The 26,266-nt window shown below is 64.8% G+C and carries 20 protein-coding genes; 16 read left to right on the top strand and 4 right to left on the bottom strand.

Going from position 1 to position 26,266, the window contains the following annotated elements; genetic code table 11:
- The first annotated feature begins 101 nt into the window (after window positions 1-101).
- On the top strand, window positions 102-1,805 hold the full coding sequence (locus AB6807_RS22875; RefSeq protein ID WP_116910872.1) for an OFA family MFS transporter: 1,704 nt from the start codon (window positions 102-104) through the stop codon (window positions 1,803-1,805).
- A gap of 25 nt (window positions 1,806-1,830) precedes the next feature.
- Here AB6807_RS22875 and AB6807_RS22870 read toward each other — a convergent pair whose 3' ends face one another.
- Window positions 1,831-2,292, bottom strand: coding sequence for a molybdopterin-dependent oxidoreductase (locus tag AB6807_RS22870; RefSeq protein ID WP_371086344.1), 462 nt, complete (start codon window positions 2,290-2,292; stop codon window positions 1,831-1,833).
- 244 nt (window positions 2,293-2,536) lie between these two features.
- Between AB6807_RS22870 and AB6807_RS22865 the strand changes: the two genes are divergently transcribed.
- On the top strand, window positions 2,537-2,884 hold the full coding sequence (locus AB6807_RS22865) for a winged helix-turn-helix domain-containing protein (RefSeq protein WP_116910874.1): 348 nt from the start codon (window positions 2,537-2,539) through the stop codon (window positions 2,882-2,884).
- Entirely contained in the window at window positions 2,881-3,375 is a 495-nt protein-coding gene (tsaA, locus tag AB6807_RS22860) for a tRNA (N6-threonylcarbamoyladenosine(37)-N6)-methyltransferase TrmO (RefSeq protein WP_371086343.1), read from the top strand. Before AB6807_RS22865 ends, tsaA begins: the two co-directional genes overlap by 4 nt.
- Here tsaA and AB6807_RS22855 read toward each other — a convergent pair.
- Complete coding sequence (locus AB6807_RS22855; RefSeq protein WP_371086342.1) at window positions 3,336-4,025, bottom strand: nitroreductase; 690 nt, start codon at window positions 4,023-4,025, stop codon at window positions 3,336-3,338. The genes tsaA and AB6807_RS22855 overlap by 40 nt on opposite strands.
- An 8-nt stretch (window positions 4,026-4,033) precedes the next feature.
- Entirely contained in the window at window positions 4,034-4,273 is a 240-nt protein-coding gene (locus AB6807_RS22850) for a hypothetical protein (protein ID WP_116910877.1), read from the bottom strand.
- 106 nt (window positions 4,274-4,379) lie between these two features.
- Here AB6807_RS22850 and modB point away from each other — a divergent pair, with 106 nt between their 5' ends.
- From modB to AB6807_RS22785, 13 genes are all read left to right on the top strand, one after another.
- Window positions 4,380-5,063, top strand: a complete 684-nt coding sequence (gene modB, locus AB6807_RS22845; protein ID WP_116910878.1) for a molybdate ABC transporter permease subunit — start codon at window positions 4,380-4,382, stop codon at window positions 5,061-5,063.
- 31 nt (window positions 5,064-5,094) lie between these two features.
- On the top strand, window positions 5,095-5,853 hold the full coding sequence (modA, locus tag AB6807_RS22840) for a molybdate ABC transporter substrate-binding protein (RefSeq protein ID WP_116910879.1): 759 nt from the start codon (window positions 5,095-5,097) through the stop codon (window positions 5,851-5,853).
- A complete protein-coding gene (locus AB6807_RS22835; RefSeq protein ID WP_116910880.1) occupies window positions 5,850-6,638 on the top strand; it encodes an ABC transporter ATP-binding protein in 789 nt (262 codons plus the stop codon). The genes modA and AB6807_RS22835 overlap by 4 nt, the downstream gene beginning before the upstream one ends.
- Window positions 6,639-6,672: 34 nt before the next feature.
- Entirely contained in the window at window positions 6,673-6,954 is a 282-nt protein-coding gene (locus AB6807_RS22830; protein ID WP_116910881.1) for a YlcI/YnfO family protein, read from the top strand.
- Window positions 6,951-7,265 (top strand): type II toxin-antitoxin system RelE/ParE family toxin, encoded by a 315-nt coding sequence (locus AB6807_RS22825; protein WP_371086341.1) that lies wholly within the window; start codon window positions 6,951-6,953, stop codon window positions 7,263-7,265. The genes AB6807_RS22830 and AB6807_RS22825 overlap by 4 nt, the downstream gene beginning before the upstream one ends.
- A 106-nt stretch (window positions 7,266-7,371) precedes the next feature.
- Complete coding sequence (locus AB6807_RS22820) at window positions 7,372-9,720, top strand: FdhF/YdeP family oxidoreductase (protein WP_371086340.1); 2,349 nt, start codon at window positions 7,372-7,374, stop codon at window positions 9,718-9,720.
- On the top strand, window positions 9,717-10,022 hold the full coding sequence (locus AB6807_RS22815) for a hypothetical protein (RefSeq protein WP_371086339.1): 306 nt from the start codon (window positions 9,717-9,719) through the stop codon (window positions 10,020-10,022). The genes AB6807_RS22820 and AB6807_RS22815 overlap by 4 nt, the downstream gene beginning before the upstream one ends.
- Window positions 10,023-10,041: 19 nt before the next feature.
- Window positions 10,042-10,914: a formate dehydrogenase accessory sulfurtransferase FdhD gene (gene fdhD / locus AB6807_RS22810; protein ID WP_371086338.1), complete on the top strand. Its 873-nt coding sequence runs from the start codon at window positions 10,042-10,044 to the stop codon at window positions 10,912-10,914.
- Window positions 10,915-11,124: 210 nt separating this feature from the next.
- The gene (locus AB6807_RS22805) at window positions 11,125-12,891 is read left to right on the top strand and encodes a ShlB/FhaC/HecB family hemolysin secretion/activation protein (protein ID WP_371086337.1); all 1,767 of its coding nucleotides are present in this window, start codon (window positions 11,125-11,127) and stop codon (window positions 12,889-12,891) included.
- A gap of 20 nt (window positions 12,892-12,911) precedes the next feature.
- Window positions 12,912-23,027 carry a hemagglutinin repeat-containing protein gene (locus AB6807_RS22800; RefSeq protein ID WP_371086336.1) on the top strand — a complete coding sequence of 3,372 codons (10,116 nt, stop codon included), beginning with the start codon at window positions 12,912-12,914 and terminating at the stop codon, window positions 23,025-23,027.
- Window positions 22,984-23,499: a hypothetical protein gene (locus tag AB6807_RS22795; protein ID WP_371086335.1), complete on the top strand. Its 516-nt coding sequence runs from the start codon at window positions 22,984-22,986 to the stop codon at window positions 23,497-23,499. Before AB6807_RS22800 ends, AB6807_RS22795 begins: the two co-directional genes overlap by 44 nt.
- A 179-nt stretch (window positions 23,500-23,678) precedes the next feature.
- Window positions 23,679-24,107 (top strand): hypothetical protein, encoded by a 429-nt coding sequence (locus tag AB6807_RS22790; RefSeq protein WP_371086334.1) that lies wholly within the window; start codon window positions 23,679-23,681, stop codon window positions 24,105-24,107.
- 207 nt (window positions 24,108-24,314) lie between these two features.
- Window positions 24,315-24,596 carry a hypothetical protein gene (locus AB6807_RS22785; RefSeq protein ID WP_371086333.1) on the top strand — a complete coding sequence of 94 codons (282 nt, stop codon included), beginning with the start codon at window positions 24,315-24,317 and terminating at the stop codon, window positions 24,594-24,596.
- 612 nt (window positions 24,597-25,208) lie between these two features.
- Here the strand turns inward: AB6807_RS22785 and mnmH are convergent.
- Window positions 25,209-26,261 (bottom strand): tRNA 2-selenouridine(34) synthase MnmH, encoded by a 1,053-nt coding sequence (gene mnmH, locus AB6807_RS22780; protein WP_371086332.1) that lies wholly within the window; start codon window positions 26,259-26,261, stop codon window positions 25,209-25,211.
- Window positions 26,262-26,266 lie beyond the last annotated feature (5 nt).

The raw sequence follows: 26,266 nt of genomic DNA, 5'->3' as shown, positions 1-26,266 counted from the left end.
GGGCCATGCGTTGATCGAATTTGACGCACATCAAAGCGTTCACTCACACTCCGCGGCCCGGATCAGCAACAACCTTACACATCCGGCGAACAAGGAGATATATGGCAGGCTCATCTGCAGGCGTTCTCGAGGGAGATCGCATCAACGGAGGCGGACTGCAGCAGCAGCCCGGCTTCCTCGACAAGGAACGCATCATCGCGGGCCCGGGCTTCAACCGCTGGCTGGTGCCGCCGGCCGCGTTGGCCATTCATCTTTGCATCGGCATGGCCTACGGCTTCTCGGTGTTCTGGCTGCCGCTGTCGAAGGCGCTGGGTACCGCGGGCACCGGCGCGCAGGCCTGCGCGAAAGACATGAGCTTCTTCGCGGAGCTGTTCGCCACCACCTGCGACTGGCGCGTGGCCACGCTCGGCTGGATGTACACGCTGTTCTTCGTCTTCCTCGGCTGCTCGGCGGCCCTGTGGGGCGGCTGGCTCGAACGCGCCGGCCCGCGCAAGGCCGGCGTGGTGTCCGCGCTGTGCTGGTGCGGCGGCATGCTGCTGTCGGCGCTGGGCATTCACCTGCACCAGTTCTGGCTGATGATCCTCGGCTCGGGCGTGATCGGCGGCATCGGCCTGGGGCTGGGCTACATCTCGCCGGTGAGCACGCTGATCAAGTGGTTCCCCGACCGCCGCGGCATGGCCACCGGCATGGCCATCATGGGCTTCGGCGGCGGCGCGATGATCGGCTCGCCGCTGGCGGTCGACCTCATGAAGCGCTTCGGCACCGCCACCGACGTGGGCGTGATGCAGACCTTCGTGGTGATGGCCATTGGCTACTTCGTCTTCATGATGGCCGGCGCGCTGGGCTACCGCGTGCCGCCCTCGGGCTGGAAGCCCGAAGGCTGGACGCCGCCCCCGGCGCAGACCGCCAACACCATGATCACGCAACGCCACGTGCACGTGAAGAAGGTCTGGGGCATTCCGCAGTTCTGGCTCGTGTGGCTGGTGCTGTGCATGAACGTGAGCGCGGGCATCGGCGTGATCGGCATGGCCTCCCCGATGCTGCAGGAAGTGTTCGGCGGCGCGCTGATCGACCTGCCGGCCAAGTACGGCCAGCTCGACAAGACCCAGCTCGCGGCCATCGCGGTGGTGGCGGGCGGCTTCACGGCGCTGCTGTCGCTGTTCAACATCGGCGGGCGCTTCGTGTGGGCCAGCCTGTCGGACAAGCTGGGCCGCAAGCTCACCTACACGGTGTTCTTCGTGCTCGGCGGCATCCTGTACGCGAGCATTCCGTCGTCGGCCGGCGCGGGCAGCAAGCTGCTGTTCGTGGGGGCGTGCTGCGTGATCGTGTCGATGTACGGCGGCGGCTTCGCCACCGTGCCGGCCTACCTGGCCGACCTGTTCGGCACGCAGTTCGTGGGCGCCATCCATGGCCGCCTGCTCACCGCGTGGGCCACGGCCGGCATCCTGGGGCCGGTGGTGGTGAACTACATGCGCGAGTACCAGCTGGGCCTGGGCCTGCCGCGCGAGCAGGTCTACAACCAGACCATGTACATCCTGGTGGGCATGCTGGTCATCGGCTTCATCGCCAACCTGCTGGTGCGCCCGGTGGCCGACAAGCACTTCATGAGCGACGCTGAACTGGCGGTGGAGAAGAAGCTGGCGCACGAGAAGGCATCGGCCGCCGAGGTGGGCCTGGGCAGTGGCTCGGGCCGCGTCGACGCGGTGAGCCCGCTGGTGGTGGCGCTGGCGTGGATCGCCGTGGGCATTCCGCTGGCGTGGGGCGTGTACAAGACCCTGGTCAGCGCGGCCAAGTTCTTCGGCTGACCCGCCGAACCAACCGTGTGACGGTTCAGCGGCCCGAAAGCTGCGCGGCGAACACCTCGATCGCCGCCAGCCGGGCCACCGAGCGGCCCGGCTTCACATCGCCGGGCAGCACCAGCCGCGCCATGCCGTTGCGACCCAGCGGCGCGCCGTTCAGGCTGTAGGCGACCAGCGCCGCGCGGTTGCCCGACTCGGGTGCGATCTCTGCCAGCGAGACCACCGCGCGGTAGCCGTCGCTGCCGACCAGCACCGCATACATCGAGAGCACCGGGTTGCGCACCGCGGTGTCGGGCTTCAGGCCCACCGACGCATCGTTCAGCAAGGCCCACAGGCTCACGCCGGTGTAGCTGTTGCTGCCCACCGTTTGCGTGACGGCGGGCAGCGCCTGCAGGGCGGCGAGATCGAAGGTGGCGCGCCTGGCGACGGCGCCGGAGACGGTGAAGGAGGGCGACGCGCCTTCGCTCGCGGACGTATGGGGTGTCGCGGACATCGGGGCCGCGGCTGGTGTTGCCGGTGCCGCGCTTCCCGAAGCCGACGGGCCGCCCGCGCAACCGGCAAGGGCCACCAACGCCGTTGCCGCGGCGGCGCGGCCAAGCCATCGGGTGGGCAGGAACAGGTGGCGGTCTTTCACTGGAACTCTCCTCGTTTCCCCGTCGCGGGTGCGTCGTATTCATTCTTGCACGACGCTGCGAAACGACAATGGCGGCCCGCATTGGTTTACGCTTGGCGCCCACATGAAATCCAAAGTCCAGTTCCGCCTGCGCGTCTACCGGGACGACACCATCGCCATCGGCCCCGGCAAGATCGCCGTGCTCGAGGCCGTGGCTGAGACCGGCTCCATCTCCGCGGCCGCCCGGCTGCTCGGCATGTCGTACCGGCGCGCCTGGATGCTGATCGACGAGATGAACCACGCGCTGGCCTCGCCGGCGGTGAACACCGCGGCGGGCGGCTCGCGCGGCGGCGGCACGGCGCTCACGCCGGTGGGCGAAGACATCGTCAAGCACTACCGCGCCATCGAAAACGCGGCACGGCTGGCCACCGCGGCCGACATTCGCGCGCTGACGCGCCTGCTGGCGCCATGAATCCGGAAGCTGCCGACGTCGTCAGCCGCCCCGTGGGCATCGTGCGCAGCCGCTTCACCGAAGCCACCGGCATGCCGATACAGACCGCCGGCGCGCCCGACGAGCCCGGCAGCCTCGAGGTGTTCGCCGAGTTCGCGCCGGGCCTGCGCGACATCGAGGGCTTCGACTACCTGATCCTCGTCACCCACCTGCACCGGTGCGCGCACGAGCGGCTGGAGGTGGTGCCCTTCCTGGACAACGAATCGCACGGCGTCTTCGCCACCCGCGCGCCCGCACGGCCCAACCGGCTGGGCCTGTCTATCGTGCGGCTGCTGTCGGTCGAGGGCACCACGCTGCGATTCAGCGGCAACGACATGATGGACGGCACGCCCGTGCTCGACATCAAGCCCTACGTGCCGGCGTTCGACGTGCGCCAGACCGGGCGTGTCGGCTGGTTCGGCGCCAGGCTCGATCAGTTGCCGCGCATCCGCTCCGACGGCCGGATGGGCTGAGCGGGCGCCGGGCCCGGCAACTCGGGTGGCTCGGGCAACTCTGGCAAAGCCTGCAGCGCATTCCCTTGCCAGCACGACCACACGTTCTGCGACAGCAGCTCGCGCGCCTGCGGCGGCGCCTCCCTGATGGTGCCCATGCTGATGAAGCCCACCAGGTACTCGCCCGGCAGCACGCCCACCTGGCGCGCCAGCGTCTCGTCGAAGCAGCGCTCGCCGCTCAGCACGATGGCGCCGTAGCCCAGCTGGTGCGCCGCGCTCAGGATGTTGCCCAGCGCCGCGCCCGCGCCCAGCCACTGTTCGCGCGCCGGTATCTTGCTGCGCTCGCGCGGCGACACCACGAAGCCCAGCAGCAGCGGTGCCCGCGTGGCGTGTTCGCGCGCGCGCTTCAGGTCGGCCGGCGCGGCCAGCGGGTCGCGCCGCAGTTTTTCCTGCTCGAAGCACCAGGCCAGCGCCTCGCGGTTCTGCGCGCGGAACTCGATCACGCGCCACGGATGCAGCGCGCCATGGTCGGGCGCGCGCAGCCCGGCCTGCAGGATGGCGTCGAGCTCGTCGGGGTTGGGCGCGGGCGCCTGCAGGCGGCGCGGCGACACGGAGCGGCGGGTGAGCAGCACTTCGAGAATGCGCTGCGCGCCCGTCATGTGCCGGGGCATGGGGTGGGTCACTGCGCCCGGTGGTCGATCCACGCCGCCTGCCGGCGCAGCACTTCGCCGATGTCGTTGGCGTCGGCATCGGCCACGAAGAAGCACTGGCTCTCGCCGTCGGGGCCGGTGATGGAGAGCACGAAGCCGTGGGCGTCCATGGCGCGCTCGATGCGCCACTCCTGCACCTGCGTCACATGGCGGCGCTCCGGGCGGCCGGAGATCGAACGAACAACCGTGTCTTGGGCGGATGGGCGCATGGGGACTGTCTCCGACGCTGTATTCCTCAGTATATGGAGACTCATGGCTTTGCGCATCCCCGTGAGAACCTTGAGCCTCATCATGTAACAATCCCGCCGTATTTTCATGAACACGACGAACTCGCTCATCGCCTCGACCGACTGGTTTCCGCTGGTGCTGTCGCTGAAGGTCGCCGCCGTGGCGACCTTGATGGCGCTGGTGGTGGGCGTGGCGCTGGGCTGGGTGTTCGCGCGCAAGCGCTTCTTCGGGCGCACCGTGCTGGAGGCCGTGTTCATGCTGCCGCTGGTGCTGCCGCCCACGGTCATCGGCTACGCCATCCTGGTGGCGGCGGGCCGGCGCAGCCCGCTGGGCGCCTGGCTGCGCGAGCACCTCGACTACACCATCATCTTCAGCTGGCATGGCGCCGTGGTGGCCTCGGCCGTGGTGGCGCTGCCGCTGGTACTGAAGTCGGCCAGCGCCGCGTTCGCGGGGGTCGACCGCTCGCTCGAGGCCGCCGCCAGCACGCTGCGGCAGTCGCCGTGGTCGGTGTTCCTGCGCGTCACGCTGCCGCTGGCGTGGCCCGGCATCCTGGCGGGCACGCTGCTGGCCTTCGCGCGCGCCATGGGGGAATTCGGTGCGTCGCTGATGGTGGCGGGCTCCATTCCCAAGCAGACCCAGACGCTGTCGATGGCCATCTACGACGCGGTGCAGGCGGGGCACGACGACCTCGCGCTGCTGCTGGTCATCGTCACGTCGGTGCTGTCGATCACCGTGCTGGTGCTGTCGAACCGCTTTTTCTCGCTTCGCTGATTTCGTTCCTCATTCCTATAAGGAGTTGCACATGCGTCCGTTCCGCCTCTTGTCCCTTGCCACCGCCGTGGTGGCCCTTGCGCTGCCGCTGGCCGCCGCCGCGCAGCAGATCACCGTGTCGGCCGCCGCCAGCCTGACCGATGCCTTCAAGGAAATCGGGCCCAAGTTCGAGGCCGCCAAGTCGGGCGCCACGGTGCGCTTTAATTTCGCCGCCTCGGGCGTGCTGCTGCAGCAGATCGGCCAGGGCGCACCCGTGGACGTGTTCGCCAGCGCCGACCAGGACACCATGAACCGCGGCGTCGAGCAGAAGCTGGTCGACACCGCCACCCGCAAGGACTTCGTCACCAACAGCCTGGTGCTGATCGAGCCCGCGCAGGGCGCGGTGGGCGTGAAGACGCTGCAGGACCTCGGCGGCGCCAGCGTGAAGAAGATCGCCGTGGGCAAGGTCGCCACCGTGCCGGTCGGCCGCTACACCAAGCAGGTGCTCGACGGCGCCAACCTGTGGACCACGCTGGAGCCCAAGTTCGTGCAGGCCGACAGCGTGCGCCAGGTGCTCGACTACGTGAGCCGCGGCGAGGTCGAGGCCGGCTTCGTCTACCGCACCGACGCGGCCGTGGCCGGCGACAAGGTGAAGATCGCCTTCACCCCCACCGGCCACACGCCCGTGACCTACCCCATCGCCGTGGTGGCCGACAGCAAGCAGAAGGCGCTGGCCGGCGACTTCATCGCCTTCCTGTCGAGCCCCGCCGCGCAGGAAGTGCTCACCCGCTACGGCTTCGGCAAGCCATGATCGACGTCGATCTGAAGCTGTCGGTGCAGGACGGGGCGCGCCGCTTCGACCTGGCCGTGCGCTTTCAGACCGACGTTCCCTTCGCCGCGCTCTACGGCCCCTCGGGCGCGGGCAAGTCGCTCACGCTGCAGGCCATTGCCGGCCTGCTGCACCCCACCTCGGGCCATGTGCGGCTGGACGGGCGCACGCTGTACGACTCGGCCCGGCGCATCGACGTGCCCGCGCCGTCGCGCCGCGTGGGCTACCTGTTCCAGGACTACGCGCTGTTCCCGCACCTCACGGTGCGCCAGAACGTCGCCTTCGGCCTCACCGCCTGGCACCGCCGCAAGCCCGCCGCCAGGGACGCCGAGCGCGTGCAGGCCCTGCTCGACAGCTTCGGCCTGGCGGCGCTGGCCGACAGCCGCCCGCGCAACCTGTCGGGTGGCCAGCAGCAGCGCGTGGCCCTGGCCCGCGCGCTGGCCTGCGAGCCGCAGGTGCTGCTGCTCGACGAGCCCTTTGCCGCGCTCAACCCCATGCTGCGCGCCGAGCTGCGCAACGAGCTCGCGCAGGTGCGCAAGGACTGGGGCATTCCGGTGCTGATGATCACGCACGACATCGAGGACGTGCTCGCCCTGGCCGACGTGGCCTTCGTCTACAGCGACGGGCAGGTGGTGCGCGAGATTGACCTGCACAACGCCGAAAGCCGCGACTTCGCGCTGCGCGACGTCGCGGGGGTGCAGGATGTCGAAGACACGCCGCTGCGCAGCAAGTTGCGTGGGTTGTTGATGCAGGACGTGCGGGGATGAGGTCCGTGTATCGCATAAGCGATACACTTTGGCGATGAAAACCGCCACCATCCCTTCCGTGCGTGTCGAGCCCGAGTTTCGGGACGAGGTCGAGCAAGTGCTCGGCAAGGGCGAGTCCTTGTCCCAATTCGTCGAGACGGCCGTTCGCGCCTGTGTGCTCCAGCGAAAGAGCCAGGCCGAATTTGTGACGCGCGGCATGAAGTCGCTCGCCAGTGCGCGCCGCAGCGGTGACTATGTGGATGCGGGCGAGGTGGTTGATCGCCTGAAGGCAAAGCTCGAATCGGCGAAGAAGCGGCAGGACGCGGCGCGTCGGTGAGCTACGCGATCCGGTTCACGCGCCAGGCGGCCGAAGACCTGGAGCGGCTGTACGACTTCGTTCTTGAACGCGAGCTCGACAGAAACGGCGACCTGGCGCTGGTCTCACGCGCCCTCGAAGCCATCGAGCACGGTACTTCCGCCCTTGCTTTTTCGCCGTTCACTTGCCGCAAAGCGGGCGACAGCCCTTTCATCCGCGAACTCGTGATTAACTTCGGCGCCAGCGGCTATGTCGCCTTGTTCGAAATAGAGGCAAGCGACTCGATCGTCGTGGCCGCCGTGAGGCACCAGCGCGAAGACGATTACCACTGAGCTGCGACGGGCGGCTGCTCGGCGGGCGCTGCTTCATTTCCATTTTGAATCACCGCATGTGCGGATCCAATTTGACTGCGGCCCCCCAGCGGCGAACACTCCCGCCATGAGCGAGCAGAAGATCGAGTTTTACAAGGGCCCCGCCGGCGGCTGGGGCGCGTTGCGCAGCGTGACCAACGCGCTGCTGCGACAGGACATTCCCATCAAGGGCGCGAAGACGCTGCTGTCGGCCAACCAGCCCGACGGCTTCGACTGCCCGGGCTGCGCGTGGCCCGACCGCAACCATGCGTCGACCTTCGAGTTCTGCGAGAACGGCGTGAAGGCCGTGGCCGCCGAGGCCACCGCGCGTCGCGCCGGCCCGGAGCTGTTCGCGAAACACACCGTGTCCCAGCTGGCCGAGCAGAGCGACTTCTGGCTCGAGGACCAGGGCCGCCTCACGCACCCCATGGCCTACGACGCGGCCAGCGACAAGTACGTGCCCATCGAATGGGACGACGCCTTCGCGCGCATCGCCGGGCACCTGAACGCGCTGCCCGACCCGAACCAGGCCATCTTCTATACCTCGGGCCGCGCGAGCAACGAGGCGGCTTTCCTGTATCAGCTGTTCGTGCGCGAGTACGGCACCAACAACTTTCCCGACTGCTCGAACATGTGCCACGAGCCCAGTGGCAGCGGCATGCGTCCGCAGCTGGGCGTGGGCAAGGGCACGGTCACGCTGGAAGACTTCGAGAAGGCCGACGCCATCTTCATCTTCGGCCAGAACCCGGGCACCAACCACCCGCGCATGCTGGGCGAGCTGCGCGCGGCCTCCAAGCGCGGCGCGCGCATCGTCAGCTTCAACCCGCTGCGCGAGCGCGGGCTGGAGCGCTTCGCCGACCCGCAGGACAAGCTCGAGATGGCGACGATGGGCTCCACGCCCATCAGCACGCACTACTTCCAGCTGCGCGTGGGTGGCGACTTCTCGGCCATCAAGGGGATGATGAAGCACGTCATCGAGCGCGAGGACGCGGCCGTGGCGCGCGGCGCGCCGAGCGTGCTCGACCACGAATTCATCGCCACCCACACCACCGGCTTCGAGGCGCTGGCCGACGACCTGCGCGCCGAGTCGTGGGGCATCCTGGTGCAGGAGTCGGGCCTGAGCGAGGAGCAGATCCGCGCCGCCGCCGACGTGTACCTGGGCGCGAAGCGCGTCATCGCGTGCTGGGGCATGGGCATCACGCAGCACCAGCACTCGGTGGCCACCATCCAGATGATCGGCAACTGGCTCATGCTGTGCGGCCACATGGGCCGCGAAGGCGCGGGCGCCTGCCCGGTGCGCGGCCACAGCAACGTGCAGGGCGACCGCACCATGGGCATCTGGGAGAAGCCGCCGGCCGCGCTGCTCGACCGGCTGCAGAAGGTGTTCGGCTTCGAGCCGCCGCGCCAGAACGGCGTGGACACGGTCGAGGCCATCCGGCTGATGCTCGACGGCGGGGGCAAGGTGTTCTTCGCGCTCGGCGGCAACTTCGCGGCCGCCACGCCCGACACCTACCAGACCTGGAAGGGCCTGCAGAAGTGCGACCTGACGGTGCACGTGACCACCAAGCTCAACCGCAGCCATGTCATTCACGGGCGCGAGGCAATCATTCTTCCGTGCCTGGGCCGCACCGAGATCGACATGCAGGCGGCCGGCCCGCAGGGCGTGACGGTGGAAGACTCGATGAGCATGGTGCACATCTCCATGGGCATCAACCCGCCCGCGTCGGAGCACCTGCTGTCGGAGCCCGCCATCGTGGCGCGGCTGGCCGCGGCCACCATCGGCGCGCGCAGCAAGACGCCGTGGCTCTGGCTGGTGGAGGACTACGCGCGCATCCGCGACAAGATCGAAGCCGTGTTCGACGACTTCAAGGACTTCAACACCCGCGTGGCGCACCCCGGCGGTTTCCGCCTGCGCAACACCGCGAGCGAACGCGTGTGGAACACCGCCTCGAAGAAGGCCGTGTTCTTCACCCACGCCGTGCCGCTGGACACCCACTCGCACCGCGCCCGCGCGCGCTTCGCGAAGAAGGGCGACACCATCGTCTTCACGCTGCTGACCACGCGCTCGCACGACCAGTACAACACCACCATCTACGGCATGGACGACCGCTACCGCGGCGTGTTCGGCCAGCGCCGCGTGGTGTTCATCCACAAGGAAGACATCCGCAAGCTGGGCATGAAGGACGGTGACTGGGTCGACATCCAGACCGTGTGGAGCGACGGCCAGGAGCGGCGCGCCGACCGCTTCAAGCTGGTGGCGTACGACATTCCGCGCGGCAACCTCGCGGCGTATTACCCCGAGACCAACCCGCTGGTGCCGCTGTCGTCGGTGGCCGAAAACGCGGGCACGCCCACGTCCAAGTCGATTCCCGTGGTGCTCACGCTGCACGCGGCGCACGCTCCCGCGCCTGCCGAAGCGGACGCCGTCGCCGCATGACCGGTGCCGCAGCGTTCGACGCCGATGCCTTCGCCGCGGCCATCCTGCGCGCGCTGGCGGAGGCACCTGGCGAGGGCGGCATGTCGCTGCCGCGGCTGGGCAAGCGGCTGGGGCAGGGCGCGAGCGTGGTGATGCGCCAGCTCACGCTGATGGGCGATGCCTCCATCGGCGGCACGCGCGGACCCGGCTGGGTGCGTGTGGTGCAACTGGACGACCGCTGGGTCGCGCACCTGACGGACGCCGGGCGCACTGTCGCCCAGGCCTTGCCCTTGCCCTCGCCGGCTGACGAAAACCCCCGCTGAGCGGAGAATGGCCGCGGCCATGCAAGACACTCCAGACCCCGATTCGTTGCCGTCGCTCGCGCGGCATGCCGTGCATGTCTTCGGCGAGCGCGGCCTCGCACCCGAAGGCGTGGTGCGCGACGACACGCTGGCGGCCGAGGTGCCGGTGGCGCTGGTGTTCAACGGCGTGTCGCACGCGGTGATGATGGCCACGCCGCAAGACCTCGAGGCCTTCGCGCTGGGCTTCGCGCTCAGCGAGGGCATCCTCGACACCGCCGCCGATTGCCGCGGCATCGAGGTGCGGGTGGTCGATGCCTCCGACGCCGGCCTGCCCGAAGGCATGCCCGGCATCGAGGTGCAGCTGGAAGTTTCCACCCGCAGCTTCGAGCGCCTGAAAGACCGTCGCCGCAGCCTCGCGGGCCGCACCGGCTGCGGCGTGTGCGGCGTCGAGAGTTTCGCGGGGCTCGACCTTGCGCCGCAGCGCGTGCCGCCACGCGCGTGGATCGAACGCATCGACCTGGCCACCGTGCTGCGCGCGTTCGCCGCGATGCCGCCGCGCCAGGTGCTCAATGCCGAAGCCGGCGCGATCCACGCCGCCGCGTGGGCCACGGTCGACGGCGAACTCACCGACCTGATGGAAGACGTGGGACGCCACAACGCGCTCGACAAGCTGCTGGGCAAGCTCGCGCGGGCAGGGCGGCTTGAAGAGCCGGGCTTCGTGCTGATGTCCAGCCGCGGCAGCCACGAGCTGGTGCGCAAGTGCGCACGCCTGGGCGTCGCTGCAATGGCGACCATCTCGGCGCCGACCGCGATGGGGGTGCGCATGGCGGAACTCAGCGGGTTGCGGTTCTGGGGCTTGTGCAGGGCGCCGCGTGGGGTGCTTTATGCGGATGGGCGAAGCGGCGGCAGCTGAAGCTTCGCGACCGTTTCGAATCGCGTGCAATTGATAACAAGAGCGTTGGCTTTTGTTGGCTTTCTGCTCGCCGCGCGATGCAACGGTGTTGCATATCTAACGAAAAACACCCGAATTCTCTAGTTCACTTTTGGCCACATATGTGCAGCCAAACGCCCCCTGAAAATCCGCGCCCGCAGCGTATTCCTCGCTGCATCAGCCCGGATTTTCATGTTCCTGTGTCCACACGCTCGCGCGCCGCAACTGCGTCGCGCCGTTTATCTCGCTTGCCTGTTGCTGGTCACGTCGTCCGGCGTCATCGCACAGGCGAATCCGTCGGCTCCTGATCCTTTTGTAGAGCAACTGCGAAGGCAGGAGCGCGAGCAGGCGCTGCGCGAGCAGCAGGAGAAGTCGATAGACGCTCGCCTGCCGGGTGCACCGAAGACCAGCCCGGCCCGCTTGCCGGAGGTCGAGTCACCCTGCTCGCGCATCGACCGCCTCGTGCTGGCGGGCGAGCGTTCGGCGGACTTTGAGTGGGCGCTTCAGGCTGCAGCAGGCGACGAGTCGAACGACAGCCCGCTCGGGCGGTGCCTGGGCACGCAGGGTGTCAATGTCGTCATGGGCCGCCTGCAGCAGGCACTCATTGCGAAGGGTTTCGTGACCACCCGCGTGTTGGCCGCGCCGCAGGATCTTTCAGGCGGAACCCTGACGCTCACGCTCGTACCGGGCCGCATCGCCGCCATTCGCGCAACGCCTGACGCCAGCAGCCGCTTCGGCGGGCATCGGTCGCTGCTTGCAAGCGCCATTCCCGCCGCGCCGGGCGACCTGCTCGACTTGCGGGACATCGAGCAGGGCCTGGAGAACCTCAAGCGAGCGCCTACGGCCGAAGCCGATATTCAGATCGAGCCATCGACCGCACCCGATGCCCGCCCCGGCGACAGCGACCTGCTCGTCAAGTACGTGCAAGCCCGCGTCTTCCGCGGCACGCTGAGCACCGACGACAGCGGCACGAAGTCGACCGGCAGGTACCAGGCGGGCGCCACCGTGTCGGTCGACAACCTTTTCGGGCTCAACGACCTTCTTTACCTGAACGCCAACCACAGCGTCGACGGGCACGCCCTGGGCAACCCGCGCCACGGTACCGAAGGCCAGACCTTTCACTACTCGCTGCCCTGGGGCTATTGGCTCCTCGGGTTCACCGCGTCGAACAGCCAGTACAGCCAGACCGTGGCCGGCCTGAACCAGGACTACGTCTATGCAGGCAAGGCCAACAACGCCGAGCTGAAGCTTTCGCGCCTCGTCTATCGCGACCAGCGCCGCAAGACCACCGTGGCCGTGCGTGCCCTGCGGCGCGAGTCGCGCAGCTTCATCGACGACACCCAGATCGACAACCAGCACCGCGTCGTCGGCGGCTGGGAGGCCAGCCTGAACCACAAGGAATTCATCGGCGAGGCCACGCTGGACGGCAGCCTCGCATTCCGGCAGGGCACAGGCGCATTCGGTGCTCGGCGCGCCCCGGAAGAGGCCTTCGACGAAGGCACGAGCCGCTTTCGGCTCATGACGGCGGACGTGAGCCTCAACGCGCCTTTCAAGCTCGGCGAACAGAAGCTTCGCTACGCAGTTCAGTGGCGCGCGCAATGGAACCGCACCCAGCTCACCACGCAGGACCAGTTCGGCATCGGCGGGCGCTACACCGTGCGCGGCTTCGATGGCGAGAGCAGCCTGCTCGGCGAGCGCGGCTGGTTGCTGCGCAACGACATCGGCTGGGCGCTGGGGCAGAGCGGCGCCGAGCTCTACGCCGGCATCGACTACGGCCACGTGGGCGGCAGGTCGGTCGCGTTGCTGCTGGGCAACCACCTGGCGGGGGCGGTGATCGGCGTGCGCGGCGCATGGAAGGGCTTGAACTTCGACGTTTTCGTCGGCGCGCCTGTCAGCAAGCCCGAGGGGTATCGCACGGCCAGGGTCACGACGGGGTTCAACCTCAATTTCAGTTTCTAAGGCGCAGGGAGAAAGACACAATGAACAAGCACCTTCACCGGATCATCTTCAATGCCGCGCGCGGCGTGCGCATGGTGGTTCACGAAACCGCGACCAATATTGGCAAGGGGGTCTCGAAAGGCACTTCCAAAGCCGCCGGCACGACGACGATTGCGGCCTCGGCCACGCTCTTCGGTGTGCTGGTGGCGTTGCCCGGCCAAGCCCAGATCGTCTCCAACCCATCGGTGCCAGGCCCTCTGCGCCCGACCGTCCTGGTGGCGCCCAACGGCGTGCCGCTCGTCAACATCCAGACGCCTTCAGCCGCAGGCGTGAGCCGCAATGTCTACCAGCAGTTCGACGTGATGCGCAACGGTGCCATCCTGAACAACAGCCGCGTCAATGTGCAGACGCAGCTCGGCGGGTTCGTGCAAGGCAACGCCTGGTTGGCCAAGGGACCGGCGCGCGTCATCCTCAACGAAATCAACAGCGACAGCCCGACGCAACTGCGCGGGTACGTCGAGGTCGGCGGCCAGCGCGCTGAAGTGATCGTGGCGAACCCGGCCGGCATCAGCGTGGATGGCGGCGGCTTCATCAACGCGAGCCGCGCCACGCTGACCACCGGCACGCCGCAACTCAACGCGATGGGCGGACTCGACAGCTTTCTGGTGCGGGGCGGCACTGTCAGCATCGACGGTGCGGGGCTTGATGCCGGCAAGACGGACTACGCGGCTATCCTGGCGCGCGCCGTGCAGGTGAACGCGGGCATATGGGCGAGCGAGCTGAAGGTGGTGGCCGGTGCCAACCAGGTATCGGCGGATTCCGGGCAGGTCACGCCTTTGACCGGCACCGGCGCTGTGCCGACGTATGCGCTCGACGTGGCGGGGCTGGGCGGCATGTACGCGCAAAAGATCACGCTCGTCGGCACCGAGGCCGGGCTGGGCGTGCGCAATGCGGGCATTGTCGGCGCGAGTGCGGGCGGCCTCGTTGTGACCGTGCAAGGTCGGCTGGAGAACACAGGAACGCTCGAGGGGCCGCGGGTCGAACTCGCCAGCAGCGGCGACATCGACAATCGTGGGGGGACGATTCGCCAGACCAGCATGGCCGCGCTCACGATCGATTCGCCGGTGCTGAGCAACACGCGGGGCGGCGTGATCGGGTTCGAACCCATGACCGCAACCACGCCCGCTGCCGGTACAGGCGCGACGGGTTCGACCGGCGCCGCAAATTTTTCGAGCGGCGGTACGGAAAACACCGGCACGACGGCCTCGTACCTGCCCCTGTCTCCAGGAAGCATCACAGCAGCAGGCACGCTCCGGAACGACGGCGGCAAGATCTACGCAGGCGGCCCCATCACCCTGCACAGCGCCAACATCAACAACAACGGCGGCACGCTCAACCTGGCGAGCATGGCCGTCAACCAGCCGACGTTCGACAACCACGGCGGCACGATAACGGTCAGCAACGGCTTCAGCGCGAAGGTCGATCGCTTCGACAACACGGGGGGCAAGCTGAATGCGGGCACCCTGGCGATCGCGGCGACCGGTGACCTGCTCAACGTCGGCGGTGCGTTGACCAGCGCGGCCGACGCGAGCTTTACGGTTGGTGGCAACGCGGACAACACGCGAGGCACGATCGCGGCGAACGGTGCGCTGACGGCTTCCGTCGCGGGTGCCACGAACAACGGCGGCGGCGCCCTGGCTTCCAACCAGCGAGTGGCGTTGAACACAGGGTCGCTTGACAACACCAAGGGCAGCATACTGTCAGCGCAGGCGGGCGTGCAAATCACTGCGATTGGGATGATGGTCAATGGCGTCGGTGGCTCGATCGACGCAGCCACCGACCTGAAACTGAACGCGGGAACGCTCACCAACAACGGCGTGCTGCGCGGCGAGAACGATGTCGACGTGGTGGTCGGCGATGTGCTCGTCAACAACGACAGCATCACGGCGAGGCGTCACACGACGATTGCCGCGGGGCGCGTGCTAAGCAGTGCCGATGGTGTGCTTGCCGCTGGGGTGCAGAGCGACGGACAACTCGGCAGCGCGGGCGATCTGCGCGTTATCGCCACCGGTACTCTGGTCGCCAACGGCACCAACCTTGCCGCCGGCAACGCGACGCTGCGGGGCGCAAGCGTCGATCTCTCCGGCAAGCGGACGAGCGCGGAGAACATCGCCGTCACCTCGACGAGAGGCGATGTGAAGACCAGCAGAGCGACGATCGCGACGCCTGGCGCATTGAGCATTCTTGCCAACGCACAGGCCGGCCAAACGCTGGTGAACGACGGTGGCAAGCTCAATGCCGCTCGGTTGAACCTGAAGGTGTCGAACATTGCCAATACGAACAATGGCGAGATCGTGCAGACGGGGACGGGTGCCTCCGCCATTGCGACGTCCGGCGCCTTGAACAACGATGGTGCGCGCATTGCCAGCAACGGCCAGGACCTGAGCCTGCGCGGCGCGACCGTTACCAATGCGGGCGGCAGAATCGAGCATGCCGGCTCAGGCACGCTGAACATCTCGGGCGGCAACTACAGCGGGACGAATGGACAGGTCACGGCCACTGGCTCGTTGGTCGTCGGCATGACGGGGGCCTTCAACCAAGACGGCACCAAGTCCGGCACGAGCGCGAAGCGCATCACGATCGAAGCGGGCTCCTTGAGCAATCGTAGAGGGCAGATCGTGCAGACCGGTACCGATGCGATGCGCATCACGGTGGCCGGTGCGGCGGACAACTCGGGCGGTACGATGGCCGGCAACGGGAACACCACGCTGGTGGCCGCTACGCTGGACAACAGCAGCGGGACCGTGTCGGCAGTCAAGGGAAATCTGAGCGCCACGACCACGGGCAAGACCACCAACGATGCCGGCGTCCTGCAGGCGGGAGCCAGGACCACGCTGTCCGTGGGCGGGCTCGTCAATAGAGGCGGCAAGGTCTTCGGCGACATCCTGAGTGTCGACGCCGGCGGCAACACCTTAGACAACAGCCTCAAGGGCACACTGGCGGCGACCACCACGCTTGACGTGACGTCAGGCCTGCTGAACAACGACACCGGCCTGATCCAGTCCGGTGGCGCGATGACCATCGACACGAACGGCAAGGCGCTCGTCAACACCCATGCGGCCGGCTACACCACGCAGCAGGGCGGCATCAGCAGCGCCGACACCCTCGCGCTGAAAAACGTGGGGGCTGTCGACAACACAGCCGGCTTCATCGGCGCCAAGAATGCGCTGACTGCCAGGACGCAGGCTTTTACCAATACGCTAGCCGGTACAGTGCTCGGCCAATCCAATGTGGAGATCGATACCGGCGGTGCGCGCTACGACAACACCGAAGGCCGGACGCAGGCCGTGAACGACCTGCGCATCGATGCCGGCGGCCTCGTCAATACGCGAGGCCTGATTCGCTCCGGCGCTAGGACCATGGTCAACGCAGGCAGCGTCGTCAACAATAAAACCCAGGGAGAGAGCCAGGGCATCGAAGGCAAGAACGTCGTCATCGGCGCCGCAGGCCTGGACAACACCTCGGGTGCCATCCGCGCCGAACTCGACGCAAGAATCAGCAGCGGCGGCCGTGTCGACAACACGAAGGGCCTGATGTCCGCGAGCGGCACCTTGGCTGTGGTCGACCCCAACGCAGCGAAGCCCGGCGCCAAGACGCTCGACCTCGTTAACACCGGCGGCACTTTGGTGGCAGACAAGCACCTTCTGGTGGACGGTGCGGCGTTCAGTGGCGATGGCCGTGCCGTCTCGGCAAAAAATCTGAGCATGGCGCTGACGCAGGACGTCGTCAACAACGGCGAAGTCGCCGCCAACGGAAACCTCAGCTACACCACCACCGGCACGTTCACGAACAACGGCAAGCTGATGGCCGGCCAGAGGCTCACGGTGGGCGGCGCCGACGTCGACAACACCGCAAACGCGGAAATGTCAGGCACCGACACCGTGGTCAACGCTAGTGGGAGCCTGACCAACCGCGGTCTGATCGACAGCAAGGGAAAGACCCAGATCAACGCAGGCACCCTGAAGAACATAGGCACCGGGCGGATCTACGGCAACGCGGTTTCCGTCGGTGCGGTGGCAGTCGAGAACAGCGCTGAAACGCTCAATGGCGCAACCAAGGCAGCGACCGTCGCTGCGCGCGACACACTTCACATCGGTGCGCAGACCGTCGGCAATCGCGAAGGTGCCCTGCTTTTCAGCGTTGGCGCCATGTCCATTCGCGGCGCGCTGGATTCCGGGCGGCTGGCCACGGGCACGGGTGTGACGCTCGACAACGAGAGCGCCAGCATCGAATCGCTGGGCAAGATGACCATTGCCATGCGCAATATCAACAACGTCGATACGCATCTGAAGGTGGCGACCAACAGCAGCACGGTGTTGGTGCCCAGCATCATCACGATGGACGCGAAATCATGGAGTCCCGCAGACACCTGGGGCGAGGTCGACACGCGCTTGGTTCGTCACAGGGGCGCCGATGGCACGGTGAGCGTGATCGGCAAAGGATGGACGGACGCAATCACCAACACGACAGTCACCGAAGACGCGGTCGCTGTCGGTAGCGCTGCACCGGCGCGCATCGTCGCCGGCGGCAACATGACGCTTGACGGGCATCTTTTCAACCGCGACAGCCAGGTGATGGCGGGTGGCGAACTCAATGCGCCCGACGTGGACAACCAAGCCACGCCAGGAAAGCGGGAAACCAGCGTGAGCGCGGTATGGACTGGCTACAACCCCAATCTGCCCGGAAAGGGGCCGGAGAAGCCGCTGTTCATTCCCGCGACAAGGACGGTCGAGACTTACAGGCTCACCGATTACAAACCGTTGTCGCATCTGAACGCGACCCAGGGCTACAACGCTGGCGCTGCTGGAAGCACCCTCGTCGGTGATGCCGCAGGTGGCACAGGCAAGGTCGCTTTCAGCGAGCGCCAACGAGTCATCGTCGAGGTCGCCTCCGATGTAAAAGGCGTGGTCAAGGCCAGGCCGGTGAGTGCGGGTGCGGTCGTCGAAGGTCTCGAAACCGGCAATGCTGGAAGTCGGACGGTGCCGATGGTGGTTCGCACCAGCGTGCCCGATGTCACTGTGCCTCGGGCCAGCCTGTTCGGCTTGAATACAGGCGGCCGGTATCTCATCGAAACCGACCCGCGCTTCGCCAACTACCGCCAGTGGCTGAGCAGCGACTACCTGCTGGCCAACATGGGCGTCGACCCGAACGCCACGCTCAAGCGCCTGGGCGACGGCTTCTACGAGCAGAAGCTCATTCGCGAGCAGGTGGCGCAGCTCACCGGCTATCGGTACCTGGAAGGTCAGCACAACGACGAGGCGCAGTACACCGCCTTGATGAACAGCGGCGCGACCGTTGCCATGCAGTACGGGCTGCGGCCCGGCATTGCCCTGACGGCAGCCCAGATGGCGCAACTGACCAGCGACATCGTCTGGCTCGTGGAGCAGATGGTGACCTTGCCCGACGGCAGCACGCAGAACCTGCTGGCACCGCAGTTGTATGTGCGCGTACGCCCGGGCGACATTGACGGTTCCGGGGCACTGCTGAGCGCCGACGCCACGGTCATCGAACGGGGAGGCGGCGATCTTGTGAACACCGGAACCATCGCGGGCCGCGCGATGGTGAAGATCGACAAGGACAACGTCCACAACCTGGGCGGACGCATCGCAGGCGGTGACGTGAGGGTCCATGCCGCCGGAGACATCGACAACATCGGTGGAAGCATCGTGGCCGGCGACTCGGCGGTGCTGACGGCCGGGCGCGACATCAACGTTCGCACGACCACGCAGACACAGGGCGGGGCGCAGGCCAACCGGACGAACATCGATCGGGTGGCCGGGGTGTATGTGAGCAACCCGAAAGGCATTCTGGTGGCTTCGGCTGGGCGCGATGTCAATTTGGTGGGCGGCATTTTTGCGAACGCCGGTGCGGAGAGCGAAACGCTGTTGAAGGCCAAACGCGACATCAACGTATCGACAGTCAAGGAAGCCGTGCACCAGGAGCAGGGCCGTGGCACCGCTCGGTTCCTCAGCCAGAGCAGCAGCCGGGAGATCGGCAGCCAGATCGTCGGTGACGGTGCCGTCACTCTCGATGCCAGGAAAGACATCCGCATTCGCGGCTCGGCCATCAATGCCCAGGGCGATCTGACCCTCAAGGCCCGGGAAGGCAACGTGCGCGTCGAAGCTGGTCGCGCCACCGTGGCCCTGGACCTGGCGAGCGACAGCAAGATCAAGGGCTTTCTTTCCAGCAAGACGGACGCACAGCGCGACAGCCTCCGCGAAGATAACGCTGTCGGCAGCGCGCTCGGCGGGCACAACGTCGGGGTTTCGGGCCAGAACGTCACCGTGTCGGGCAGCGAGGTCATTGCCGACGAGAGCCTGGCGATCGTCGCCAAGCGCGATCTCACGATCGAGGCTGCCCGGAACACCCGCTCGGAGAGCCGCTACCAGGGCACCGCCAAGTCCGGGCTCATGGGCTCGGGCGGCATCGGCTTCACCGTCGGCAGCCGCAGCGAGAGCACCGACACACGCGGCGAGAGCACCAGCGCGGCGGCCAGCACCGTGGGCAGCATCGGCGGCAACACGACGCTCATCGCCGGCAACCAGTACAGCCAGACCGGCAGCCATGTGGTCGTACCTGATGGCGACGTGACCATTGCCGCGAAGAGCATCAAGATTCAGGAGGCTCGCGAAACCAGCGGAACGCAGACCGTGCAGAAGCAACAATCCGGCGGCCTGACTATTGCGTTGACCGCGCCCGTCGCCAGCGCCGTGCAAGGCATAGGCAACACCGCCAAGGCGGTGCAACGCACCGGCAGCGGTCGCATGCAAGCATTGGGCGCAGCCTCCATGGCCGCTGAGGCCAAGGGTGTCGCGGACGCCCTGGCCAACGCCAACACCGCGAACCTGGCGGAGTCGATGGGCGTCAACCTGTCGATCAGCCTGGGCGGCAGCCAAAACGTCAGCAAGCGCAATGAGACCAGCGACAGCGCAGCAGGCAGCCGGGTCGAAGGCAGGAACGTCAACCTGCTTGCCTTGGGCGGCGGCAAGAGCAGCAACATCGTGGTGCAAGGCAGCGACATCGTTGCGCGCGACACCGCGAGTTTGGTGGCGGAGAACCGCATTGACGTTCTTGCAGCCAAGAACACCAGCGAGCGGCAAGGCGCCAACAAGGGCAGCGGCGGCAGCGTGGGCGTGAGCTTCGGCACCAACGGCCTGATGTTCAACGTCAGCGCGAACGCAAGCCAAGGCAAATCGGATGGAACCGATACCAGCTACACCAACAGCCATGTGAGCGCCGGCAAGGCTGCAAACCTTGCGAGCGGCGGCGACATGACGATCCGTGGCGGCGTGATCGAGGCCGACCGGGTCGCCGCCAAGGTTGGCGGCGACCTCAAGATCGAAAGCCTGCAAGACACCAGCACCTCGACCAGCAAGCAGCAAAGCGTCGGCGGCTCGTTGAGCGTGGGATACGGTGTGTGGAGCGCGAGCGTGAACGCAAGCAGCGCCAAGGCCAGCAGCAACTACGCGAGTGTGAAGGAGCAGTCGGGCATAAAGGCCGGAGATGGCGGCTTCGATGTCGACGTGAAGGGCGCCGCGGGCTTGAAGGGCGCGGTGATCGAGAGCACCCAGGCGGCCGTAGATGGCGTGAAGAACACCTTCAAGAGTGCCAGCCTGAGCACCAGCGATATCCAGAACGTCGACACGCACAAGGCAAGCGGTGCGAGTCTGGGCATGGGCGTCTCGGGCCAGCAGCCCAAAGGCGAGGACAAGCAACCCATCGCGGGCTCGGATTTCAACGTGGGCGCGGGCGGCGGTGCGGGTGCGGGCAGTGCGTCGGGCAAGCAGGCCAGCGTGACGAAGTCGGGCATCAGTGGCATCGCGGGCGACCAGAGCGTGCGCACGGGGGTGGACAGCACGAATGCGCTGGCGAAGAAGTGGAGTACCGACCAGCTTCTGGGCGAAGTACAGGCCCAGGCGCAGATCACGCAGGCGTTCGGGCCCAAGGCGGCAAAGGCGGTCGGCGACTATGCCGGCACGCAGATCGACAAATACGAGCGGGCTCAACTACAAGCGCAGCAGGCGAACAAAGTCTTGAACGACCCGGGCGCAAGCGACGGACAAAGGGCGCAGGCCGCTGCTGATCTGGCCAATGCCAACAGCACGCTTGCAGCGGAGCAGCAGAACTACGACAACTGGAAGGAGGGTGGCGCCTCGCGTGTTCTGGCGCATACCTTGGTTGGAGGGCTCACTGGCAATGTGCAAGGTGCGGCGGGTGCTGCGCTGGCGTCGGCTGCGGCGCCTGTGCTCGAAGGCCTGACGAAAAATTTGTCGGATGGCGTGAAGGGCGCAGTGAGCGCAGGTCTGGCCGCCGGGCTGGGTGCAGGGATCGGAGGAATGGGCGGCGCAGCAGCCGGAATCAACGCGGAGTTCAACAACAGGCAGTTGCATCCGACAGAGGGCGTGCTGATTAGGGGTAACGCCCAAGCCTACGCAACCCAACGCGGCATCAGCATCGAACAGGCCACAACCGAGTTGACCGAGCAAAGCTTGCGCCAAGTCGACAGCGTGTGGGCCAGTCGCATCACGGACAATCCGCAGGCCGCCGCTTTCTTGCGGGAGATTGCGCGAAATGCAGTGCCCAGCGATATGGGCGGGGGCAGACTTTTCGATGCCAGCGGGACGTCTTCGTATACCGACCACACGGCCAATGCCAGTGCGTTGGGGCAGACATCGGACTTGTACAACCGCATCACCAATCGCAATGCAAGCGGCATCGTGCCGGGCGTGCGCGGCGCTTATGTGGCGTACGCCGACGCTGGAACCGATCCCGGGCTCGCCCAGAACACACCCGAGCAAATTCAGCAGTTGCTGAACACCGGGCGACAGCTGAGGCAGGAAGGTCAGAGCGTGCGGGAAGGGTTCGCCGTCAATGCAGCCAATCTCGGCATATCGCAGACCGTGTTCACTTCCGGGTTGGCACGTCCTGGAGATGGCAGCAGTTTGACCGACAGAGCGGTTGGCGAAACTGGTGAAGCTGCGTTGTCTGGGCTGCCGAGCGAAGGCGGGGCGGTCACTACGCTTACGCGAGGGATGCGAGCGGGAACTGTAGGTGCAGGCGCAAGCCGCGAAGGTCGCCCCGGCGTAGGCCCAGAAGATGTCGGCCCGCCCAAGCCGCAGAGCAATCGGCGCACAGGCAGCGCCACCTGTTCGTTCCGTGGGGACATGCTGGTCAAGACCAGAACCGGCTACGCGCAGATCAAGGACGTACAGGTGGGCGACAGCGTCTATGCCCGCGATGAAGCCACGGGGCTGTCGGACTACAAGGCCGTGTTGGCGCACTACAGCAATCCGTACAAGGAGACGGTGTACGTCAGCGTAAAGGATGCAGCGGGCCGGGTGCAGGTCATTGTCTCGAACACCATTCATCCGGTTTTTGCGCAGGTGCCGGGCACGCAAGCTGGTGCTGTGCTGCCGAAGGCGTCCCAAGGTCACGATTACCTCGGACCTATCCTTCATGCGCAGTGGGTCGATGCAGCGAATCTGAAGGTCGGGTATCGACTTCTCGGGAGTGAGGGGAACTGGCTGGAGGTCTCACGACTTAAGAGAACACAGGAGCCGCTGCGGGCATACAACCTGACTGTTTCCGACTTTCACACCTACTTCGTTAAAGGCAAGGACGGATTGGACGGTGTCTGGGTTCACAACGATTGCTGGAGTGAACTGCCAAAAGATGCTGTCGCAACTGGCAAGACAACGCCTGATGGGCGCACTCTCTATACCTTCAAGGATGCAGAAGGAAAACAGGTTACCGCATACAGAGGCAGCCAAGACCGGTGGTATGACCCGAAGGTATATGCACCCGGTCTTCCCGTATCAAGTGGCATTGCAGTTAAATCTGCGCCAAAACCAATAATCGGACGCTTGCCGACAATTACACGTGCTGATCAGGCGTCTTCTCTTGGCTTTGATAGGCGAATTTCGCCTTCGCGCGTACCATTTAATTCGCACGGCCAAGAGGCGTATTTCGATGGGAAGAATTACATAACGCCAGATGTCGATGCACACAACGTATCCGGCGGGTGGAAAATGTTTAATTCGAAAGGGGAGAGAATTGGAACATATCCAGCGGACCTCAAAGAAAGAATTAAAAATTAATAAATTCAAAATTTGCTTGCTGGAAAAAAGACAGCAATACGATGAAACTTATGCCCGTGGTCAAATTCATATCGATGGATTTTGCGAGAGCTTTCTTTCTCCATTGGCATTTTGGAAAAAGATCGATTATTACGAAAACTGGATTGACCAACTGTCACGGCTTGATGTGACTGGCAGAGCTTTTTTGCCGACGACAATGTATCCTGTTGAAGTCACAAATTTCATATTTGGATGGTCGATCTACATCGAGGGCGAGGCTGCCTATTTGCAGAACAACATGATCATTGCAAACGATATTGTGGGAAATTATGATATTCATGCGCTGGAGAAGGTGCTGCGTCCTAGAGCCATCATTACAGAGGACGGGCTCAAAATTTCCGAATGGAAAACCACTCGAACTGCGATTTCTGATTTTTTATTGCGCTTGCGAAAAAAGATCAGTTGTCATCCTTCCCGCGGCAGAAAAACATGACGAAGCTGGGACTTGAGATGGCGCGTCTATGACTTCTAGAGTATCTTGCTTTAAAAATGAGCAGGATAAAGTTCCGGGGGCGGTATCAGACGAAAACTGTCGCGTTTAGAGGATCAATTTAGGTTGCAGCCAACAGGTCAGCAGGCAAAATTCAAGTTTCCAAAACATGAGCTGTGCAAATGAATATTCCTCCACTTGTTCTGCTCGAGTACCAGAAATCTTTGATCATTGCTGCCCTCGATTATTTTTCTCCTAACGATTTGATTTCCAATGCTTTTGGAGGGCAGTTTGGTCAGAGCTTGTCGCTTTGGAAAGAGGCTGCGGTCGAATTTTTGCGCGTGAACATCGAGTCTGGCTTTATTGAATTTGCAAAAGCAGATAAAAGTCTGCTCCCCGTCGACCAGCAAGAGTTTCTTTGCAAACTGTCTCAGTCGAATCCGCATGAAAATGTGGAGCTGTGGATGGCGGTTCGCTTTGAAAGCACTGAAAAATTAAATCTTCTCGTGGCCAGCCACGGGCTTTTAAGCTGGGAAAGCCTTCATAAAGAATTAAACAAGGATTTCGTCGATTCTGTTTTTAAAGCCTATTCAAAATTTCGAGATGGTTGATTATGGTTCCAGTTTGATGGATTTGCTAAAAACGGGGTCACCAAAGATGCGGCACAACATCAGACATGATGGCTTACCGGGGGGGCGCAAGCGCGTATTCCCTAAGAACACCCATCCATAAATTCCCACACGCTGGTATTTTTTCAGTAGTCCAATTCAAAGCTAGATCAGCCACAACCTCAATCCTCTGGCTAACTAAGGTATGAAATGAAAGTGTCTAAGGATTTTGGAATTGTCATCAGGCGAGATGTGCTTGCAAAAAAAGCAATAGACCTGAGTTCTGTAATGAATGATTCTAATTTTTCAAAAAATTTCGATGACTCGTTGGAATTTATTTCCTTAGGCCCATTTTATGGTAGTGATAATGCAGAAGATTGCATGAGAGCGCTTGAGCGGCAGGGCCTTGTTTATATAGATGATTTTTTTATCCTGGAAGGCTATTTTCCAGAGTGGTGCAGGGTTGAGGTCTTTGGTGCTAATGGATCTTGATCGCATGAAAAGCAGGTCAGCCCGACGGAGGCGAGCGGCGTGATAGGGATCGGCACCGCACCGCGGCAACTGTGGTAGGCGCGGCAGTCATCGCCGGGTTGGCAAGCACTGCCACGCAGCATTTTTGGAGGACCAATGAAAGAATGGCATGAGTGGAATTGACGATTTAAGTAGGTGCGAGCCAGACACAGAAGTCTCGAATATTTACTTTAGAGACAATTTTCTTCGCCACAATATCGAGTGACTACAAAGATATATCGAGCTTGCGAGTCGCGTCTCCCCGGGGGGCAGCTCGAGCGGAAATACTTTCGTTTTGTACGGGAAGTGCAAGTACAGCTTTGGAAAGGATGAGAGCCTTTCAATTTTTTTTGAAGCTGGTCAATACGTGCATTTTCTAGAAGGGAGCTATCGAATAGACCCTTTGAATCAACAGAATGCTGAGATTGCCTTTGTCTGGAATCTTGTAGATCTGCTCCGGGAAAATTTTCTGAGCCATCCCGACGCGATTGTTTGAGTGTTTGTGTGGCTAAGGCTAAGCAACATGATTCACCAAGCGGTGCGACGCTCTTGATTGCGACAGCCCATTGCTCACCCAGCGCCCAAGCACTTTTTTCAGCAGTCCAAGCCCAAAACCGCATCTGCCACAGCTTCGATCCCCTGATCCGACAGATCGGTCGTCGCCACACTGCGCCGCCGGTCCCACGCCTTGAAATGCATCTCCTGCGACTTCTCATAATGCGGGTCGTAATGCAACGCCATCAGCTCCGCAAACAAGCGCGGCAAATTCGCCTCCCGCGCCCACTGCTGCCAGCGCCCCACCGTCTCCTTGCCCTGCAGTTCCTTCAGCGCCCCTAGCTTCTCCGCGAGCGCCTCGCGGTCATCCCCCAGGTACGCGTAGTCGCGCAACAGATAGTCCAGCCGCGCCTCGGGCGTCGCGGACACCTCGATGCAGGCCGCCGCGCGCATCTGTGCCACCAGCGGCAACGGCAGCGACAGCCTGCCGATGCGGATGCTCTCCCCCTCCACGTACAGCGGCCGTTCCAGGTCGACGGCCTCCAGCACGCTCGCGATGCGCGTCTCGAAGTGCTTCTGCGACGGCTGCGCCACCCCCGGCAGCGACCCCAGCAGCGAGCCCTTGTGGCTCGCGAAGTCTTCCAGGTCGAGCACCTGCGCCCCGCGCGCGGCCAGCGCATGCAGCACGCGTGTCTTGGCGCTGCCGGTGGCGCCGCAGACCACGCGCAGGTCGAGCCGGGGCGTGAGCGCGTCGATCTGCGAAATCACGTGCCGGCGAAAGCTCTTGTAGCCGCCCGCGAGCTGCTGCGCGTCCCACCCTACGAGCCGCAGCCACGTCACCATCGAGCCGCTGCGCATGCCGCCGCGCCAGCAGTACACCAGCGGCTTCCACTTCTCGGGCCGGTCGGCCAGCGTGTCGCGCAGGTGCCGCGCAATGTTGGCCGCGACCATGGCGCCGCCGATGCGCCGGGCCTCGAAGGCGCCGGTCTGCACGTAGGTGGTGCCGACGATGCGGCGCTCTTCGTCGTCGAGCACGGGGCAGTTGATGGCGCCGGGAATGTGGTCGAGCGCGAACTCCGCCGGCGAGCGGGCGTCGATCAGGGTGTCGAAGGCGTGGCGGTCGGGCACGCGCACGGGTTGGCGATGGCTCATGGCGG

Source organism: Variovorax sp. RCC_210 (assembly GCF_041355175.1).
GTDB lineage: Bacteria > Pseudomonadota > Gammaproteobacteria > Burkholderiales > Burkholderiaceae_C > Variovorax.
Note: the sequence above shows the minus strand (reverse complement) of the source record. Positions and strands in the feature narration are given on the sequence as shown.